This is a genomic window from Paraburkholderia caffeinilytica, from assembly GCF_051027425.1.
Lineage (GTDB): Bacteria > Pseudomonadota > Gammaproteobacteria > Burkholderiales > Burkholderiaceae > Paraburkholderia > Paraburkholderia caffeinilytica_A.
In genome coordinates this window covers 18,174-37,667 of record NZ_CP186552.1, presented here as the reverse complement: position 1 = coordinate 37,667, position 19,494 = coordinate 18,174, and the positions used below count along the sequence as shown (strand labels likewise).

The 19,494-nt window shown below is 59.1% G+C and carries 13 protein-coding genes; 3 read left to right on the top strand and 10 right to left on the bottom strand.

The features are described 5' to 3' along the window. Positions 1–102 precede the first annotated feature (102 nt). From ACOSV0_RS00130 to ACOSV0_RS00100, 7 genes are all read right to left on the bottom strand, one after another. The gene (locus ACOSV0_RS00130; RefSeq protein WP_434107970.1) at positions 103–597 is read right to left on the bottom strand and encodes a hypothetical protein; all 495 of its coding nucleotides are present in this window, start codon (positions 595–597) and stop codon (positions 103–105) included. A gap of 1,228 nt (positions 598–1,825) precedes the next feature. Beyond that, entirely contained in the window at positions 1,826–2,323 is a 498-nt protein-coding gene (locus tag ACOSV0_RS00125; protein WP_434107969.1) for a hypothetical protein, read from the bottom strand. Continuing rightward, entirely contained in the window at positions 2,301–5,642 is a 3,342-nt protein-coding gene (locus ACOSV0_RS00120) for a type VI secretion system Vgr family protein (RefSeq protein WP_434107968.1), read from the bottom strand. The genes ACOSV0_RS00125 and ACOSV0_RS00120 overlap by 23 nt, the downstream gene beginning before the upstream one ends. Before the next feature lie 58 nt (positions 5,643–5,700). Next, complete coding sequence (locus ACOSV0_RS00115) at positions 5,701–6,495, bottom strand: hypothetical protein (protein ID WP_434107967.1); 795 nt, start codon at positions 6,493–6,495, stop codon at positions 5,701–5,703. 131 nt (positions 6,496–6,626) lie between these two features. Beyond that, entirely contained in the window at positions 6,627–7,421 is a 795-nt protein-coding gene (locus tag ACOSV0_RS00110) for a hypothetical protein (RefSeq protein WP_434107966.1), read from the bottom strand. After that, positions 7,409–8,659, bottom strand: coding sequence for a hypothetical protein (locus tag ACOSV0_RS00105; RefSeq protein WP_434107965.1), 1,251 nt, complete (start codon positions 8,657–8,659; stop codon positions 7,409–7,411). Before ACOSV0_RS00105 ends, ACOSV0_RS00110 begins: the two co-directional genes overlap by 13 nt. Then, positions 8,646–11,600: a type VI secretion system Vgr family protein gene (locus ACOSV0_RS00100; protein ID WP_434107964.1), complete on the bottom strand. Its 2,955-nt coding sequence runs from the start codon at positions 11,598–11,600 to the stop codon at positions 8,646–8,648. Before ACOSV0_RS00100 ends, ACOSV0_RS00105 begins: the two co-directional genes overlap by 14 nt. Positions 11,601–12,027: 427 nt before the next feature. On the opposite strand from ACOSV0_RS00100, the gene ACOSV0_RS00095 reads away from it, so the two are divergent. Together ACOSV0_RS00095 and ACOSV0_RS00090 are read left to right on the top strand one after the other, a co-directional pair. Further along, complete coding sequence (locus ACOSV0_RS00095; protein ID WP_434107963.1) at positions 12,028–12,288, top strand: PAAR domain-containing protein; 261 nt, start codon at positions 12,028–12,030, stop codon at positions 12,286–12,288. Continuing rightward, positions 12,285–13,727, top strand: coding sequence for a hypothetical protein (locus ACOSV0_RS00090; RefSeq protein WP_434107961.1), 1,443 nt, complete (start codon positions 12,285–12,287; stop codon positions 13,725–13,727). The genes ACOSV0_RS00095 and ACOSV0_RS00090 overlap by 4 nt, the downstream gene beginning before the upstream one ends. A 55-nt stretch (positions 13,728–13,782) precedes the next feature. Here the strand turns inward: ACOSV0_RS00090 and tssF are convergent, their stop codons facing one another. Beyond that, entirely contained in the window at positions 13,783–15,639 is a 1,857-nt protein-coding gene (tssF, locus tag ACOSV0_RS00085) for a type VI secretion system baseplate subunit TssF (RefSeq protein ID WP_434107960.1), read from the bottom strand. A gap of 450 nt (positions 15,640–16,089) precedes the next feature. Between tssF and ACOSV0_RS00080 the strand changes: the two genes are divergently transcribed. After that, a complete protein-coding gene (locus ACOSV0_RS00080) occupies positions 16,090–16,698 on the top strand; it encodes a hypothetical protein (protein ID WP_434107959.1) in 609 nt (202 codons plus the stop codon). A gap of 503 nt (positions 16,699–17,201) precedes the next feature. Here the strand turns inward: ACOSV0_RS00080 and ACOSV0_RS00075 are convergent. Then, positions 17,202–17,465, bottom strand: a complete 264-nt coding sequence (locus tag ACOSV0_RS00075) for a PAAR domain-containing protein (protein ID WP_434107958.1) — start codon at positions 17,463–17,465, stop codon at positions 17,202–17,204. Positions 17,466–17,844: 379 nt separating this feature from the next. Then, entirely contained in the window at positions 17,845–19,491 is a 1,647-nt protein-coding gene (locus tag ACOSV0_RS00070; RefSeq protein WP_434107957.1) for a DUF6396 domain-containing protein, read from the bottom strand. Between the last annotated feature and the right edge of the window lie 3 nt (positions 19,492–19,494).

Here is a 19,494-nt window from a genome sequence, read left to right as displayed (position 1 = left end):
GGTACGCGGTTCGCTGTATAGCTTGTGTGGTTGCGTGGCAAAAGTGTCTGTTCGGTTCATCGCTTCGTTGTTGGGGTGACTGGTCGAACCTGAGGCGTGAATTCATGGATCGCTGGGGCATTGATGCTGGCCTTTCGTAGGCTGGATGATGCGTACGCCGCCATCGGCTTGCTTGAGCACGCAGAATACTGAGCTATACACGGGGCCGTAATCGCCGCCCGGAATGATCGAGAAGCCATAGAACTTATCGATGTCCAGTGTCTTTGGTTGCGTATACGCGACCGCGCCAGCCACATTCTGGCCGTACACCAGGCATTCGCCGCGCTTCAGGTAAACCGGTTGTGCGCTAGCTGGGACCTCCATATCCCAATAGATGACGTCGGGACTCACGGCTCCAGTCGCCCTGCTCACGCCAACTCCGTGGATCTGAATCGGATCCGACCCGAGGTCGTCACTCATGGGCAGGCAGGCAGCAGGCTTTCCATCGACCTGCTTGATATCCAGACGGATAGGGCCGTGCGACATGGCTAATGCGTGGGCAACGCATAGGCACCACGCCAAGACGCCTGCCGCGCCCATTAGGAACATTGTCTTCATGCTTCTCATCCAGTCACATTGGATCGAGTACTCCACCGGGCTCATTAGGAATTCCAATCGTGCAGTTTCGGCAAACTTTCTTCACGCTTTGGACCCATTCATGGCACAACAAGTATCCAGTCGAGTTCATCAGGCGCTCAAACACACTGGTCAGTAACCTACTGAAGTGCACAGATCCGGGACCGCTCCAGGTACCGCGATATGAATTCCTCCGTCAGCCTGTTTGAGCACGCAGAATGATGAGCTATATACGGGACCGTAATCCCCTCCCGGCACGATTGAGACGCTATAGAATTTGTTAACATCCAGTGTCTTCGGTTGCACGTGTACTATCGCGCCGGCCACGGTTTGGCCGTATACGAGACACTCACCTGGCTTCAGGTACACCGGTTTGGCGCTCGCAGGAATCTCCAGCGCCCAGTACATGACAACCGGACTGACGGGGCCTGTTCGTCGATCCACGTCGACTCCCCGGACTTGGATTGGATCAGAGCCGACCTCGTCGCTCATGGGTAAACAGGCGGCGGGTTTTCCGTCGATCTGCTTGATGTCCAAGGGGATGGGACCTTGCGACATAGCTATCGCGTGGGCGGCGCATAGCCACCACGAGGCAAGGCCTATCGCGCTATTCCGGCAAACTTCTCGCATACTTCGCTTTCCGCAAATGAAGATCAAGGATCTGCTAACACGCGTCCTGGCCGTGCAACGGCCGAAAAATACGCACGCCGCCGTCGGGTCGCTTGAGCACACAAAATCCTGCGCCATACACTGGGCCCGTATCGCAGCCTGGGATGATCGCAAAGTCATAGGCCTTGTTGACGTCAACTTCTTTTACCTGCCTCTGCACGATAGCTCCGGAACGAACCGGCGATACACAAGGCACTCGCCGCGCTTCAGGTAAACCGGCTTTGCCTCGGCCAGCACTTCGATTCCCCAGTAAATGATATCGGGGCTCACAGGACCGGTTGGCCTGCTTACCCCGACCAGTCGGATCCGAATCACATCTTGGCCACGATCGTTATTCATGGCAAACACGCAGCTGGTTTTCCATTAACCCGCTTGATCTCCAAACCGACAGGAACCTCTGATGTCACCATCGTGGGGGACACGCATAGCCACGACGATATGCTGCCCGCCGTGACATTTCGGATGAGCCGCCAGACGCGACCGATCCCGTAATGTTGAATCGAATACTCCGCTGAGTTCTTCGGGAGTTCCAACGTATCGATCAGAATCCCAGTGAGCCGCATGGATTCTGCTCCCTCCCCGGCACCGCGATACGGATACCTCCGTCGGCTTGCTTGAGCACGCAAAATGCTGAGCTATAGACAGGGCCGCGATTTCCGGCAGGCATGATCGAGACGCTATAGTACTTATTAACATCCAGTGGCTTCGCAGGGGTGTGCACAACAGCACCTGCCACAGCCTGGCCGTACACCAAGCATTCGCCACGCTTCAGGTAGGTGGGCGGTGAGCTCCCCGGGACCTCCAGCTCCCAGTACGTCACAGCGGGACTCACATTGCCGGTTGCCCTGCTTACGCCGACTCTGCGGATCTGGACCGGATCCGAGCCGGCATCGTCGCTGATAGGCAAACAGACAGCGGGTTTTCCGTCGACCTGCTTGATGTCGAGATCAATGGCGCCCTGCGACGTGGCTGTCGCGTAGGACACGCATAACCAAAACAATACAAATCCCAAAAGGCTATTTCGGAAGATTGTCTGCATTCTTCGGATCCCGTAATAGTGGCGCAAGTACCCAATTAAGTTCTCCAGGTGTCCCAACATACCCGGGGTGCATGATAGCTTCGTAATTTTTAACAACGTGGAGTGCATAATAATCGGCGACCAGATTGCCCTGCTGCTCCATGTTGTAGTCGTGAAAAACATTGTCAGGCGTGATGGTGTACTGATATGCACTGTCGCCACGGATAGTAACGGTCAATCCATGCCACCGCACCGAATATCCCAGCTGGAACTGCCAGACGTGCGTCATCTCGTGCATGAACCACCCTTTGTTGAACATCTTCACCTCTGGCGCGGAGAAATCTTCCAAGAAGTCTTCTTCGCGGAAATACATATGGCCATTCGGTGTGACTGCGGTTCTCTTGCGCTGCAAGTCAAACCAGAAGTAACTCCCCTTGTGCACGCGTACCTTGTCGTAATCGATGCTGTCCTTGAAGACTGTCTTGGCCATTTCAATCTCACCCGCAGTCAACGGCCGCTCATGCCCCTTGACCGTGACCGTCTTCACCGAACTCCCCACCTGCACATCATTCGTCTGCACCCCATCCGTCTTAACCTCAACAGGTGCAGGCGGTTCACTCGACGTTCTCCCACAACAATCCACCACCTGCGTCGGTGTTAGCGAAGCGGACTGAATCCCCGCAGGTTGCTCCGTCGCCACGCGCTCCGTCTTACCCGCGTCATCCGTCACACCCGAAACCGCCGTCCCATCAGCAAGCTTCAATTGATAAGCCACATTGGACAGCGGCACACCGTCCTCATTAACGAAATGCAATTGCTCGTCATAAAGCGCCAGCGGCGCTGCCACCGGTAACGCCGGCAACACCGGCGACTGCGCGGCCGGTCCAGTAAAAGGATGCGCGCCCGCCTTCACCGTGAATTGCCCCGGCGTCTCGACCAGAATATCCCCACCCTTGAGCGTAATTCGGCTAGATCCCTGCTGAAGGACGATCGCATCCTTGGCCAACACATCAATCCGATCATCCGACGACGTGATGCGCACCGACTGATCCGCAAGTATCTGCATCGACGATGCATGCGCTTCGACACTCACCGGTCCATGATTGGCAACAGCCTTGAAACCACCCGCAGCCGCATACAAACTCGCAGCATCACCGGAAGCACCCGCCATCGTCGCGCCCGCAGCAAAATGAGCGTCACCTTGCGCGGTCACATGCACATGCTGCTCCGCATAAGAAACCGCGCTATTCGACGTACTCAGCACGACGTTTTCCGGCGACTCCAACACAACCGCCGGCGCCGCGAAACGCTCGACCGGATCGCCGCCATTGCTTTGCCCATCGGCGGCAGGTTTGGTCGCGCTTTGACCGTTCACAGCACCGCTGTACTTGCCGTCCTGCGCTGGGTCGATCGCCTTCAGAAAATCCGCCTGCGCGGCATTAGCCGTCAGCCCCCCCGCGCTCGCGCCGGTCGCCGACTCATCCAGTCCCTGAGCAGTTTTCACAGCCTGCTTCAACTGGGCGACGCTCTCCCCCAGATCCATCTGCGTCGAAGTCGCTTCCGAGCGTGCCGTGCCGGACACCAGCACACCTTCTCCCGCCCGCACGACGCCCCAGCCTTCGGTTGCGAGTTCAAATCCTTCACCGCGGTACGCGCCGCGAACGGCGCCCTGCTGGTCGATCAGATAACCCTGCGCGAACCGGCTGCTCGCCACGCTATTGCTGAACTCATGACGCAACTGGCTCGCTGAATCGTCCATCACCCAGCGGCTGCCCGCCTGCCCGTCGAGCGTCTGGGTCTGCAGGCCGGTTAGCGAGCCGGCGTGATTCGCACTGCTGCCTTCGCCGGCGGCAAACGGCGGCTGCACCCGGCCGCCATAAACCTGGCCAAGCACGACCGGCATGTCGATGTTCCCCGAATCAAAACCGACCACCACTTCCGCACCGACGCGCGGCGTAAAACTATGGCCGAAGTTAGGCCCCGCCGATTGCTCGGCAATACGAGCCACCACTCCCGATTGATGATTGCCGGGCGCATGCCCCTGCGGATTCGAGCGGCTGGCCGTGTCGGTGAGTCCACCTGGCAGCGGCGCCGTGCCGCGCATCCAGGGAAACTGCACGCGCACCTGATGATCCCGCGTGCTGCTCACCCGGCTGGACGGCTCGCCGACGACAATCGCGGTCTGCACGCCCTGCACAACCGGGCGATCCCGGTACGGCGGCACAATCGGCACGCCGGGCGGCACCGCGACAAAGCGATTGCGGTAAAGCCCCTTGTCCAGTTCGCCCTGTGTGAGCAGTTGAGCGATGTCGGCGCCGAGGTTATTGACCGCCTCGTGTTCGAGCGACAGCGGCACAAAAGAAATCGTCTGGTCCAGATATCCGGTCAGCGTGTGGACCTTGCCGACCTCGAGCGTCCGCGACGAGCCTGCGCCGTAATGGATCAGCTTCGACAAACGCAGCGCGTCGAGACGTTGAGCCGCATAGCGCTGTGCCTGGTCCGACGTATCGAAACGGCCCGCGCGCTGCGCGTCGAACACTTCGCGCGCGGGCATGACCGGCGCATCCTTATCGGCCTCACCTTGCGCATGTCCCGCGAGCGCAAGCAGATTGCTCGCTTTCCAGCTCGCGGCGGTGACACGGTCCGGAACCAGTTGATGACGCTCCGTGAAATAGGTCATCACGCCGTCGGGGTCGCCCACATCCTGCAGGTTGTACGCAACCGAACTGCCTTTAGCTTGTTCGGCGCGCCGATCGAACACCACGATGGTATGGTTGCCGGACGGTGTGTCGCCCGCATCCTGCGCGTGCTCGATACGAAACGACAAGCCCGCCTCTGACAACTGGCGCATAACGAAGTCGAAGTCGGTTTCGCGATACTGGCCGCGCAAACTGAATGTGCGCAATGGCTCCTTGAGTTCATAACGCCGACGCGCCTCGGGATAGTCGCCGAACACGCGCTCGCAGATACCTTCGGTATCCAGATCGACGAAATACAGGCAATTGCGACGCAGTTGAAGAAACGCGAGCCAGGACTCCATCGTCAGCCGGTAGCGCGTGATCTCGCCGTCGCTATCGCTATACGCGGCGCGCACGACGTACCCATTCCAGCAGCGTTCGCCCGCGCCGGTCGCGAGACGCAAGCGGATCGCCGTACCGAGCAGAGGATTCAGATCGACAAACGGCGAGCTCGACAACACGTCGATTTCGAACCGGAAGGACTCATCTACCGCTTCCCGGCCGTGGAAGCGTTCGACCACGAACGCCCCCGGCATCGCCGTATCCAGCTGGATCTGGCGAGTGGTTTGCGAATAGCCCTTCAATGCAGCAGCGATATCCATTCCGTCCTCTTGCGTCATGCAAAACGTCGTGCATCTGACCCGGGCAATACAGGGTCAATCAATTGATGTTCTCGGCCTTCTTTCTGGCGACACGAGCGTTTGCTTCGTCGACCAATTCCTGGATGGAGCTATAGGTCGGATTTCTTACGCCCATCTTTTCCTGCTTGCCTTTTCCCCTCAAAAACATCCATTCTGGCCATTGCCGGATATGGTTGAAGATTCCGACGACAAACTCACCGCAGGGTGGGACATGCAATTCCTCGGCGGTCTTTTCGCCTGCAATATAGGCCTCCGATTCCGGACCAAACACGCGGTCCTCACATGACTCATGCCAGAAGATCATGGGCTTGCTACGATCCACATCCGGGAAATCATCGAACACAAAACCTGCTTTTTTGTCGGAGAAGGGAATGACGCGCAGATTTCCCTGCACGTCCCGAATGCCGACTTTCCAATGCGGATTGTCATTCTCGTCGTAGTCTTGCCAAGGGTTGATCGCTTCTGAAAGAATCTCCCGGCTACCGTCGCGCTTTTCCAGTTCGAATACCACCGTACTTTTCGAAAAAACCTGCGAATGCCCAAGTTTAGGATTGCCTCTGATTTTGATCGTGCCGTTCCCAGGAACGCGTACCTCCATGCCATCCTTCGTACGAGCAGGTTCAATACCATCGGGCTGATCGAACAGCGCGACCACTGGACCGACGTAGCTTTCAGGAATCACATAGATCAATGGCATACGTCGACTCCTATCCAGTCCAAACCCTATTGCAGCAAGAAGCACCAAGGCGAGCAAAACAAAGTAGCGCCTTTTTAAGCGGTGCTTCGAGGTCTTCAGCGGTACGACTTCTTCCATAAGCTGGAGTCCAGGTCTTCGCAATCGGGTGCGGGTCCCTCGGTAAGATTTGCCGTGCAGCAGCGATATCCATTCCGTCCTCTTGCGTCACGTAAAACGTCGCGCATCTGACCCGGGCAATGCGGGATCAATCAATTGATGTTCTCAGCCTTCTTTCTGAGGACGCGCGCATTTGCCTCGTCGACTAACTGCTGGATCGACGTATAAACCGGATTGCTGATGCCGAGCTTCTCCTGCTTGCCCTTGCCGCGCAGGAACATCCACTCGGGCCACTGCCGTACATGGTTGACCGTTCCGACGACAAATTCGCCGCAGGGCGGAATGTGCAATTCCTCGGCGGTCTTCTCGCCTGACGTAAAAGCTTTCCAGTCCGGACGAAACACGCGGTCCTGACAGGACTCGTGCCAGAAAATCATGGGACGGTTTTTATCGGCCTCAGGGAAATCATCGAACACGAATCCCCCTTTCTGGTCGGCAACGGGAATGACACGCAGATTTCCCTGCACATCGCGTATACCGACTTTCCAGTGCGGATTGTCGTTCTGGTCGTTGTCCTGCCAAGGGTTGACGGCTTCCGAAAGAAGCTCGCGGCTGCCGTCGCGTTTCTCCAGTTCGAACACGACCGTGCTCTTCGGGAAAGTCGATGAATGCCCTAATGTCGGGTTGCTCCTGATCTTGACAATGCCGTTCTCCGGCACGCGCACCTCGAGTCCGTCCTTGGTATGGGCCGGTTCGACGCCATCCGGTTGATCGAACAGCGAGACGACCGGGCCAACGTAGCTTTCGGGAATCACATAGATCAGTGGCATGCGTCGACTCCTATCCAGTCCGAACCCTATTGCGGCAAGAACCACCAGGGCGAGCAAAATAAAGTAGCGCCTCTTGATGCGGCGCTTCGGGGAATTCAGCGGTACTACTTCTTCCATAGGCTGGGGTCCAGGTCTTCGCTATCGGGTGCGCGCCCCCCGTTGGGGTTGCGGTGCAGGTGGTAATCGTTCCACGCCTGCACGGTGGTATCGCGCGTGGCAGGCGGTCGTTTGAAACTGTCCTGCAGACGCTGCCAGACGGCGCCCACGTCCTCATACGCTGAGATATACAAAGGGCTGCCTAATCCGCCGCTCACGCCGTCTCCGATCTTGCTGAGCGGAGCGGCCGGCCACGAGACGACATCCATGCCCGGCAGGATGATCGGAGGCCCATCGCCTGGAACGCCGGACCAGCCGGACGCATCCTGATCACTCATGTAGGACGTGGGTGAACCTGGCGGCAACTTGATATCGCGGATCGCCGGATAGTTGTCGCGCCGGTCGGGCGTACCGCCCAACGCCTGCGTGAAGATCCACAGCTTCGATCCGAAATTGCCGTCGAGCGTCAATTCCACCCGCAATACGTTGGCGAACATGATGCGCTTGTTGTCGCCGGCGAGATGGGTGGCCGGCGTGCCGATCCGCACATGCGTGCCGAGAAAGAGCTTGTTCCCGGCAGGATCCTCGATGAAGGACTCGCAGTTAGGGAAACCGTCGCCAAAGACGAGCATGCAGATGTCCATCCAGCGACGCACACGCTCGACCTTGATCCACAGATGGCCACGCGTGTCGAGCGTGGGAACGACGGTGGTATGAAGCGTATTCCAGTCGAGCCGCGAACCGAGAAAGGCGAAGTTCTTGCCGCCGTACCACGATGTCACTTCGGCAATCTGCTCACCGGCGTGGTCTTGTTCGAAATCGTTCGCGTCGACCGTCTCGCTGGGTTGATATTTTTTCTGCGTATAGGGTTCCGCACCGTCGGAGGCCCACCAGGGGCCCGACGAGGTATTGGAGGCCGCATACTGCGTCGAGTCCAGCACCTCCTGGAATTTCTGCTTGTTGGCTACCGACAGATCGCTCTTGTAGATCTGCCATACGCGCGACGTGACGTTGCCGGTCGGACGCCCCGAATAGCTCGGATGGAAGCTCTCCCCCAGCGAAAACCCGCGCGTGTCGCCATGGAAGCGAAAGCCCAGCGGCTCAAAGTGCTTGTTCGGATGAAACGAGCGAATATTGATGGCGTACCGGACGAGCTTGACCAACGGCACGGGCACCGGATGCCCGTCCTGCTGATCCATCGGCGTACTGTCGGTCTGCGTCAGGACCTTCGGGGCGGCGACTGCCTCAGCTCCAGCCATGATCGATGTCCTCGTTGCCCGTGTATTCGACCCGAATCGGTTTCGTCGCGGCCTTGGTCGAATAGGTCGCCGTGCGTCCGTCGCCGGCGCTGCTGCGCGCTTCGAGCGTGTCGCCACTCTCGCCGACCAGACGATAAGGCAGGTTCTTCACCGCGCTGCCCGTCTGCGTGTCACGCAACCAGTAATACTCGTTGAAGAGCCCCTGATCGCCCCAGGAACCCTTGGCTTTGTCCAGATCGGTCGGCCCCTGGAACTGATGGGCGGCAGCATGGATCGTCAGATTGCCGGGGCACTCGAAAGTCACATTGCCGCCCTCGATCAGCAGCGACGCACCGCCACTCACCGCGAGGCGCAATCCCTGCCCGGCAGCCAGTTCGAGATCGCTTTTCGCCGAAGCCACCGTCAGATCGTTCTTCGCGCGCAATGCCATCGCACCGTGCTGTGCCTGCAAATCCAGGTTGTCTTTACCCGAAATAACACTGAGCCCAGTCTCGCTCGCAGCGCCCGTCCCATTCGCCCCGGCGAGCCAACTGATGCCTTGACCGCTATGAACGCGCAGCGACTGGTTGACCGCCACATTGGAGTCGCCGCCGCTGCCAACCGTCAAGGTCTCGCCCGCCGCCCACTGCAGCGCCTGTCCCGCGAGCAGTCCCTGGCCACCTTGCGCGGCGATGCCGAGCAAGGCGTCGCCGGTGTGCGGCAGCGCTTTGTCGGTGGACCGGTTCGATGCGTCCGCTGCTGCCTGGTCGAACCCATTGGCGCTCACGGTGGTCGCAAGGCTGCGCGACAGCGCGTCGAGCGGCGCGGCCTGAGCGTTGAGCGAAGATTGGCCGGCCTTCTGTACGCCGCGCTGGGCGGCGAGCGGTAAGGTACGGTGCGTGTCGGCTGCCTGATCGAAGGTGCGCGCCAGCACGACCTGTTGTGCGAGCAACGACTTCAGCGCGGAGACATCGCCGGCGGGTTGCCCCTGAATCGGTGCGTAGCTGGATATCAGCATCCCGCGCGTCGCGCGCACGGCCCCATAGGCGTCGGAGCGCACTTCGACGCCCTGGCCGCGAAAACTGCCGAGATAATTGTCCGCCTGATGACGCAGATGACCGAGATTGAGCTGAGTCGCCGCGTGGGTCGTCGCCATCTGCACACGGCCCATGCCGTCACTGTCGTCCGTTACCAGCTGGTTGTGCCCCTGACCGTCGAACCCCTGACTCTTGAAGCCGGATAGCGCGCCTGCATGGTTATGCCGTTGAGTCCCCGCGCCGGCGCCGTGCCATGCCGGGCTGTAGCCGCCGACCTGGTTGCCCTGCGCGCTCGCCGCGTGATCCGCTGCCTGCGCGTAGACCGATTCGTCGAGTTGCTGGCCCGCCTCGCCGCCCGGGGTGGGTGATTCGCCGCCTTCGCCCTGACCGTTGAACAGACCGCCGAGGATCACAGGCCGATGGATGAGGCCGTTCGCGAACTGCACCAGCACTTCATGACCGATCCGCTGGGTCTGCTGCAAGCCATGACCGTCGGCAGCCAGACGCTGCATGGCGCGCGTCGCAAACGTTCCGGTATCGTTATCTGCCTGCCAGTGATAGCGCAATTTCAACCGGCCTTGTGCATCCGTATGGACCGGACCGGCAGCTCCCGGCTGCGACTCGCCCTGCGGGCCGACCACGATTGCGGTCTGCGCGCCAAGCGCCGTCGGCACTGGATTCAGCCGCTGACCCGTCCCGTCTTCAAGGGTGGGCCGCCAGACTTGCTGGCGCGGTACCGCGTTGAAACTGTTGCCATAGCCTCCGGCGTTCGCCTCTTTCAACACCCGCGGATCCAGATCTTCCGATGGCAACACGCCGAGCGTTTGCTCAAGCGTCTGCATGGCTGTTTGAGGCAAATTGTTAACACCGACATGCATCACTTCCGTGACGAGAAAGCTATCCGGCGCCTGCGCCGCGCCGCTCACCTGGCGCCACGGTGCGTTCGCGACGCGAAGCGCCCGCCCGGCCCGGGCCGTGTGCAAGGTGCTGCAGCCGATCCAATAGCGTGCCGAGGACACGATCGCATCCGCCTGCCGGCGCGCCGTGTCCTCGGCTGCGCGCAGCGTATTGAACGCTTCGGGTCCAACGTCGTCGTACAGCTCGCGAAAGCCGGCAGGATTGCCGAGACTCGCGGCGGCCGTCATGGACTGATTGCTACGATAGTCGCTGCTGATCAGCGTAAGCCGGTCGGCTGTCAGCGAGATGGCCTGCCCCATGCCGAGAATCACGTCGCCCGTGCCGGCCGTCATGCCATTCAGACGGAGCGGCAGGCCGCCGAGGCGCGCGGAGGTCTCGTCCTCCGGGAGCTGCGTACTGTCGTCGAAGATAAGCAGCGTATGCCCCGCGGGCGCGTCCGCATCTTCGACAAAACAGAAACCGAGACCAGCTTCCGCGAGCACATGGCGAACGAAGTCGAGATGCGTATAGGTTCGGTATTGGATCCGATAGTCGCAGGGGCCGAGGGCCTCGATGCGCTGATTGGCGTCGGTGGTGAAGCGCCAGCGGGCCGTACTCTGATAGTCCGCGAATACGGTGTCGAGCACTTCCGCCACAGTCCGATTCACGAACGTGCGTTGATCGCGGCCGTGCGCTAACGCTTCCAGCCAAGGCACCAGTTGCAAGTGATAGCGGGCAACACTGCCGTCGTAGCCGATACATCCGGCTTCAGCCACGAGGCCGCTGCGCGTCGCGGTGGAACCATCCGCCAGCGCGGTCTTGACGGTGACGCGCTGGCCCAGCATCGCGTCGAGATCCAGCCCCGGGTCGGTTGCCAGCGCGTAAACATCCCAGCGATAAATTCCGGAAAGCGCTTCACGACCGCTCCAGCGCTCAATCTGCAAAGATGAGAGTGAACCGGGGCCGTCGAGGGTATAGAGACGATTTAAGGCGCTGAATAGAGATGTCAGTTGCGAGGTTACGTCCATCCTGGTCCCACTCTCTGGTTACGCATTCTTTTTAATTAGAAACACTGCAACGCAAAAAACGGGATTTCACATTCCCTAAGGCGTGCCCTCTTGCAATTTCGACTACGGAATCCTGCAGAGCCAAGCGCAATCTGATTTGCGCGCGACACAAAAATGTCAAATCGACAATGTTAAACCATGGAACCCCATTTCCAGCAGATATTTGTCTTAGAATATCACTCTCACGCTAGCGCAAGTCAACTGAAGAATGAATACTTCAGATGCCATAACACGTTGCCCCGATTCGATTGCCGCTATTAATCCGGTTCGCACCGCGCATGTTTTATCCATTAGTGCGGACAGCCATTCGGCATTGATTACCGGGTCACCTGGAATTAATTACCGAACAATCTGAACGGCATATTTAAAATAGCAGGAGGCCACCTATATGACACGTCCATTTATTGTTCTTGGAGATAGGCACAGCCATGGCGGCACGGTTACCAGTGCTTCGACCATCGCTAAAATCGACGGCAAGGGGATTGCGCGTCGCAACGACACGGTGAGCTGCCCGATTCACGGTTCCAATCACATCGACGAAGGCGACGACTCGGCGATTATCGAAAGTCAGGCCGTCGCCCGTGACGGCCATAAAACAAAGTGCGGTGCTGTACTGATTGCAAGTCAGACGAGTACAGGCAGCGAATGAGCACAGGGAATGACTCGCCGGCGAGCGGCGTCAGCGGGCGGTCGCCGGTTCGCAAGGCGATCTGGGTGGCGGCCGCTTTCATCTCGGTCTGGCTCGTGACGGTGCTGTACTGGAAAGCGACCTACCACGTGCCGAGCGTTAAAGAACTGATACTGAACGGTGTCGGCGTGCCGCTTCTGCTTCTCGCTGGTATTGCTGGAATCCGCAAGGGTTTCGCGCCGGCGCATCGTCCGGCCCCATCGCCCGAACCGCGGACCGTCGAAGCCCCTGCCGAGGTGCCCGGCAACGATCCCTCGTTGACGTGGACGATGGCCCTGCTCGACGCGAGCATGCGGCTGCCGGCTGGAATGAATGCCGAGGAAGTTCTCGCGCTTGCCCGCGAAGGCAAGGTCGTCGGCCTGCACCCGACGCTGCAGCGGCTTGACGGGGCGAAGGTGTTCGCCGGTTCGGCTGCGTCGATCTGGGGCGACGATCTCGACGACGGCCTGCTGACGCTCGAGGTGGCCGCGAGCTGGAACGACGAACAGCGCCGCGCGATGTTGCTGGCAGCCGAAACGATCGACGAGTTGATGCAGCGTCATGCGACCACGCCGGTCACGCCGCCGAACGACACGCGTCATGCCGCGCCGCCGCCGTTCAAACTGCACCTTCTGCTGCCTGAGCGCTGGCGCGCCGACGCATCGACGCTCGCGGCATGGCTCGACCTGCACCTCGAGCGCGGTCACTGGCGGCCTGGCGTGGAACCGGCAAAGGTAATCTTCACCGCGCACCCTGTCGAGGCGCTCACTGCGCTTGATGCGTTGAACCTTGAGCTTCATCAGCAACGCTCGGCGGTCCGCCATATCGTGCTGGCTTGCGATTCGTCGTTAAGCCAGCAGACGGTGAACGCACTCGACGGCGCCGGTCAACTCTTTGCGCACAATCGCCCCAACGGCCACGTGCTCGGCGAAGGAGCATGTGCACTGTTACTGGCTCAACCCATGGCAGCCGGCACATCGGATGCGGCGCAAGTTCATCGGCTTGTCTTCGCCGAGCGCCCCACGTCGGTCGACCAACCGGAGCAGCAACAGGGCGATACCGTAATGGGGCTGCTTCAGAAGGCGCTCGGCCAAACCGAGAACGCCGAATTGGCGATGACCGGCTGCGCGCTGGTGAGCGACGCTGACCAACGCAGCAGCCGCCGCGCGGAAATTACCGACGCCGCCCAGCAGGCGTGGCCCGATTCGGACATCAGGCTTCGTTGCCAGCACCTGGGTTTCGCGAATGGCGACAGCGGCGCGGTATTGGCGCTGGGCACGATCGCGGTGGCCGGCGCTCATAGTATCGAGGCTCAGCAACCGACGTTTGCCGTTTCGATCAGCGATCCGCTGGTGCGTGGCGCACTCCTCGTGAGCCGTCCGTCGTCGCCTGATTTAGTGAGCAGTCCGCCGTCTGCGTGACGGCAAGCCGCCTTCCTCATGTCCTGGCGCCATCGATGATTTGAAGTGGACACGATCAAATCAGGAATCCTCTGCCAGGACAGCGCGGACATCTCAGCAGCTCGTCGCCAGTCCGGCTGGATAGCACAATCAGTTGAGTGAAGCTGCTTGTTGTCACGTGAAGACGAAGCAACCGGTCCATTACCTGCGCAAAGGTATGAACACCCGTGCCGGCGAACGCGTCTTCGTCGACGGTGAGATGAATCTCAATACCCCGAACAATGCCGGCAAATGGCTGGTCGGGCACCCATGCCGTCACTGCCTTCCGCACCAGGTTCACCACGCCGTCGATCTGCCGGGCCGAATTGGCCGAACCTTGCAGATCGTGTAGCGCGAGCATGTCCCGAACGGGACCCACACCGCCCGCCAACGACACGGGGTTGAGCGACAGCTGCGAAATCAGCCGCCACAGCGCGCCACGCTCATGGCTGAAGCGCAGCGGCTTGGTCGGCCTGTGCAGCAACGCAATCCGCCGCGCGAGACTGCCGCCCTCCATCATCAGATCCCCCGTCGGCGAACCGTAGCCCAGCCGTTCCGGCAGATCGTGATTGCTGCAGGTGAGTTTCAGATCCAGTGGCGCCGGCGGCGGCTTGTGTTCCAGGCTGCCATTCACGAAATTCAACGCGACTTCCTCGCCCGGGCTGCTCAGCGCCACCAGGCGATCACGATGGGTCTGCCAATAGAGTCCGTCGGCATTGGCGTGCCGGTTATGCCGCAACGAGTAAAGCGCATCGAACGTCGTGGTCTGATTGCCTTGCGGCGACTCCTTCACCTGCGCCACCGAATCGACCGAATAGACCTCGTACGCATGGGGGTTCTGTTGGTCCACCTCCAGTGGATACGCCTCGGCAGTCGATGAAGCGCTCAGCCGCGCGCCGAGTTTTCCCTTGGTCTCGAACAGATTGACGACCGGCGCGCAGCCGAGCAGCACGTGGCTCGCGTTGAGTCCCGCCAGTGCTTGCGCGGCAGCGGACTCGGCCGGCATATCCTTCAACACGACATGCAAGGTGAACTGCCTGCCGCCCAATCGGCCTGCCTGACGCAGATCGCAATCGAAGAAGCCAAACTTTTCCGGGTAGGCGAAGAACTCCGTCAGCATTAGGTACGCCGGATCCGCCGACTCAGGGTACGGAATGAGGCCATCAGCGCGATCCATCCCGGCCACGGTAAAAGGCATGCGATCCAGCTCGATCCACCGGCCACTATGTGCTGGTTCGACGTAAGCACGCAGCGCTCTCATCGACAGCGCGTCGCGAAGCATCGCGGTAAAGAGAGGATCGCCTCGGGTATAGAGTCGAATCGAATCCAGCTTCAACTCGGCGACCGACACATGTCCCGATTGAATCGCGAACGTCAGCGAAATTTGCGCGCTCGTCCCGGCGGGTAAGCGAAATGTTCTGGGCGCTTCGGCGATGGTGTGAAACCGCGCCGCCGTCAGTTGCAACGGTGAAAGCGTGATGTCATAGGCCGTCCGGAACAGTATTTTGGTTCCATGCACCGGCCGGCTATACAACTGCGTGCCACGCGGCACGACGACGGCTGCCGACATCTGCGCGGCCCTGCTGCTATCCACCTCGAAGTGAGCGATGGAGCACGAGGGAAACGGGCGCAGGTAGTGCGGATACAGCGTCTCGAACAACGCCTCGGTGAATTGCGGGTAGTCGTCGTCGATGCTTTGGGCCGTACGTGCCGTCATCAACGCAAACGACTCGAGCAGACGTTCGACGTGCGGGTCCACACTGCCGCTATCCATGCCGGCGGTGAGCGACAGTCTGCTGGCTATCTTCGGATAGCGCGCGGCGAATTCACGCGCGTACTGGCGCAGGTAGGTCAGCTCCCGCTCGTAGTAGGACCGCAGATCTTCCAGACTCATGTGGTGCAGTTCCCCGGTGGCGATGTTTGGGCTTCTGGCCCACCGTCGTTATTGACGGATTTTTGCCGTGTGCATGTCGATCCTGGGCCAGCAGACACCGTAGTCACTGAGTGGCCTTGGAAGCTGGACCACGATTTGACACGGCGGCCCCTCTCTTATTCTGGCTAAATCGCTGTTGCACGATTTTAACGGCTCTTCAGACGAAAGGTGTCGAATTAAGTCCGGCAGAATATTGAGTTTATTGGGGAGGCGAAGATTTCTCCGGTCCACTCGAGACTGGTTGAAAATATTACCGCCTGACAAGTGGGCTGGAAAAATCTCCTTCCTCTCTGCGCGTTCTGGGATGAGTGTCATTCGCTGCCTCTTAAGCACGCTGGCGATGGCTAAGGAGGTGACTTATCATCCCGACGAAAACATGCATTGATCTGACACCGGTTATTACCAAGGAAAATGATGAGAAGGATCGCAGTATCGGTTTTTGTCGCTTTGATCTGCAATTTTGCGAATGCCCAACAAACCCCGATCGTTGGCGTGTGGGAGCAACTTCCTGTTGCCGGCATTCAGGGTGGACCAAATGCAGTGCGCCACAATATTGTTTTCGTCGATCGGAAGGTTGCCGACGATATGGTGTTCAGTGGGCTGGTGGACGCGGGCACAAAGAATAGTGTGCTTTGTTGCGTGAAGGTCAGCAAGAATTCATTCATCACACTGGCGGAATTGCTGAAAAAATATCAGTGGGATAGCGACATTGCAGATCACCTCAAGAAGATCACCGGCTGGAAATACATCTACGAAGCGAGTCTTGTTGATCCGTCCGGGCAGAATTCGGGGATGCGTGAGTTGCTGAAAGACTTAAACATGCCCCCTGCTCTGTCGCCGTATTCCGCCGCTATCGCTTCGGGAAAAATCGCCGGCGAGAAGATCGACAAGAGATTTTCGACTAGCAATGGAGATATCTCTTTTTCCACACAACCGTCGCAGGACAAGAATGTCATTCAGTATAAGTTTTCCGTCAACGGCGAGCCGGTGAAACTGACGGAAGAAATGTTTGCTGATTGACTGGTGAAACGGGTTTAGCACGCGAAGACGGTATCCGACACCTGCGGAATCCTTCCGAAGCCTAGATGGTTGGCTTGGTTCCACTCAACTCAGGTGAAGTGACTCGGTTCGCCCCTGCAGCACCGTTAACGCATCGCGCATGCGTCAACTGGTAGGTCGCCAGCAACCCGTCCGACGGGCCAGCGCGCGTGTCGACAGGCACGTCACGTGACACACAATGCCTGAGCACAGGCCCTCGTTGATGTCGATGCGATGCGCGATCAGCACTTGCCCAAGTGCTCGACTGAGCTGGGCCTCAGTGCAGGCGGAAGGCGCGATTGGCTTGCGTTAGTGACGGGAAGGCAAAGGCGCGCAACAGGTTGGTGGATATCCGTCGGTCGCCCGAGTTTGAAGAGGGTGCCCTGCATAAGCAGTCTTATCTGACGGGCGTCGTAGGCAGGCTTCGCCTGCAATCAGCATTTTCTCGAGTTTGCAGATAACGTTGGTCGACTTCAAGAACTGAACTACCCTAGCGACAGCGTGGCGCCACGACTCACGAGCGTACAACCGCACGCAGCATGGTGGCCGTGCAGGGCTACTGGCTCGCCGTCAAGCACGCAGGACCCGTCTCCTTCGCTGATCGCTTGCTGACCATGTTCTTTGCACTCGACCAGATCGTTTCTGCGGGCGATCGGCTTGCCTTCCACGGTATCGGCAGTCGACCCGCTAATCACGGTGCCACCGTGCGGCGCCAGGGTGTCGCCCACAACAATGACCTGCTTGACCATCTGATTGCCCCAGAAAAAAATTGCTAGCTCGGTTGAAGCTGGACATCGGGTTGCGAGCGATCCACCGATTAACAAACTAACAAACCTTAGCCGCAGGACCCCAGACATTTGATCCGCCTGTGCCTCGCAAGGACCGCCAAGGGCAGCCCCACGAAAAGTGCTAAGAGAATCACCCTCAAAGCGACGACGTGATCATTAGCTAAATGGTAAAGAAACCCAGCATTTTCCGTGTCTTCCCGCCCCAGGTACTGAAGCACACACCCAAGAAAACAAGGCAGAGTGAGGACACCGCCAACCCGATCAGCATTCCCTTTTTGAAGCCAAGCTGCTTGTAAGCGATCTCGATCATGCGAGCATCGTCCCTTAGCCGTTACCAGAGTTACAAGGTGATTTCTCGTCGTCCTGGTGTCCCGGTCTCCACATTCGGACTGCCAAGGTATGTCCAGTGCACATCCTCGGGACCAATATCGATGAATCGTTCACTTGGATGCGGAAATGCACGGCCCTCCTCTACGAACGCCTGCCGATCCCAACGGTTGTACAGAGACGCGAGCGGGTGATCCGACGCAACGCGCGCTTCCCAGACGCCAGTCTTCGCACAGTGCTCGGAGCCTTCACATCGAAGCGGCCTGTTCTGCTCCGGGACCTCTCGCAACGATCCTGTCTCGACCATATGCCTCAGGAAATCCTCACGCTGTGGAGGTAACGCGTAAGCCTCGCCGAGATAGTGCCATTGGACCTGGTCAGCAGCCAGCCAGTCGAAAGACACTGGCTCGAAGCGCTCGCCGGCCTCGTAGCGCTCGGAGCGAGCCCCGCGTGCAGGCATTAACTGGCTTTTTGGCGCCGACAGTGGGCCATAGAGTGCGATCCAATAGCCGCTACGTGGGACCGACTGGTTACCCAGCACTGACAGCGAGCTTTGTTCGAGCGGCAAGACGGCATGTCCTTGCGGAACGAATTCACGGCCCTGCAATGCTGCCCCCGTTTGCGGCTTGGGAGGCGGGCTCACCGCCTTTGCGGCATCTATTAGCGTTTGCTCTTTCCCATCCCACTTTGGAAGCGGCGCTGGTGGCAGAGGCAAAACCTTGTCGAGGTTGGGTAGCTTAAGGCGACCTTGATAGTGTTCAAGCGCAGCTCCGATTTTTCCATAACGCTCTGCTCTAGCCTTATCGATCGTAGACGTGAGGCCTGTACCGCTGGTGAGGTACATACCGTTGAATTCGACGGACAATTTGTTTGCGCATTTTGCACAACCAAGCTTTACTCCTTCGTTCAGTACGCGAAGCGCACGGGACTTGGCTTCCGCTGTATTCGAGCGCTTATAGATGAACCCAAGTTTGTATGCTGCAGGGCCATAACCCTGAGCTACTGCACATTCGAGCATCTGGGTAGCCACCGGAAGGTTGCCCCAAAATTCCCCTTCCGGGTCATCATATGTTCCCGCGAGTTTCTCTCCGAGAAATGTCATTGCAGATGGGCTCCCCATATCGGCTGCCCTCTGGAAAAATGCGAAGGCAGTCGTAGCATCACCACCCTTCACCATCTTGTTTTGATGGTAGACACCCATCATGTCGTATGCATCCGGTACACCCAATTGCATGGCCTTCTCAACCCACCGGATTGCAGCCTCAGGGTCATGCTCAGGTACGCCTGGGGAGTCGCCCAGAATCAGCGTAGCGAGGTTGAGCATCGCCTTCCAATGATTGCGCTCAGCGGCCCGGACGTAGAGCTCGTAGATCTTGGAGTAGTCGCGTTTTTCGTAGTAAATGTCTGGATTGTCGAGTGCGAGCGCTTGTTGAAACCACATTTCGGCCTGCGGGTCGATCGGCGGCACATGTTGATCCTGGTAAAGGCAAGTGAAGCTCTCCCGATGCGGATTGAACAAGGGCAGCTTTTCAAAACGGGGCAAATCAGACATGGCAGCGGTCGGCTTGGTGGTCATGGAAGTCAGCAGACCTGCGTGCGCATTCGCGGCAAGCAGGCAGAGCGCAATGATGAGGAATCGGCAAACCTTTACTAACGGCATTGA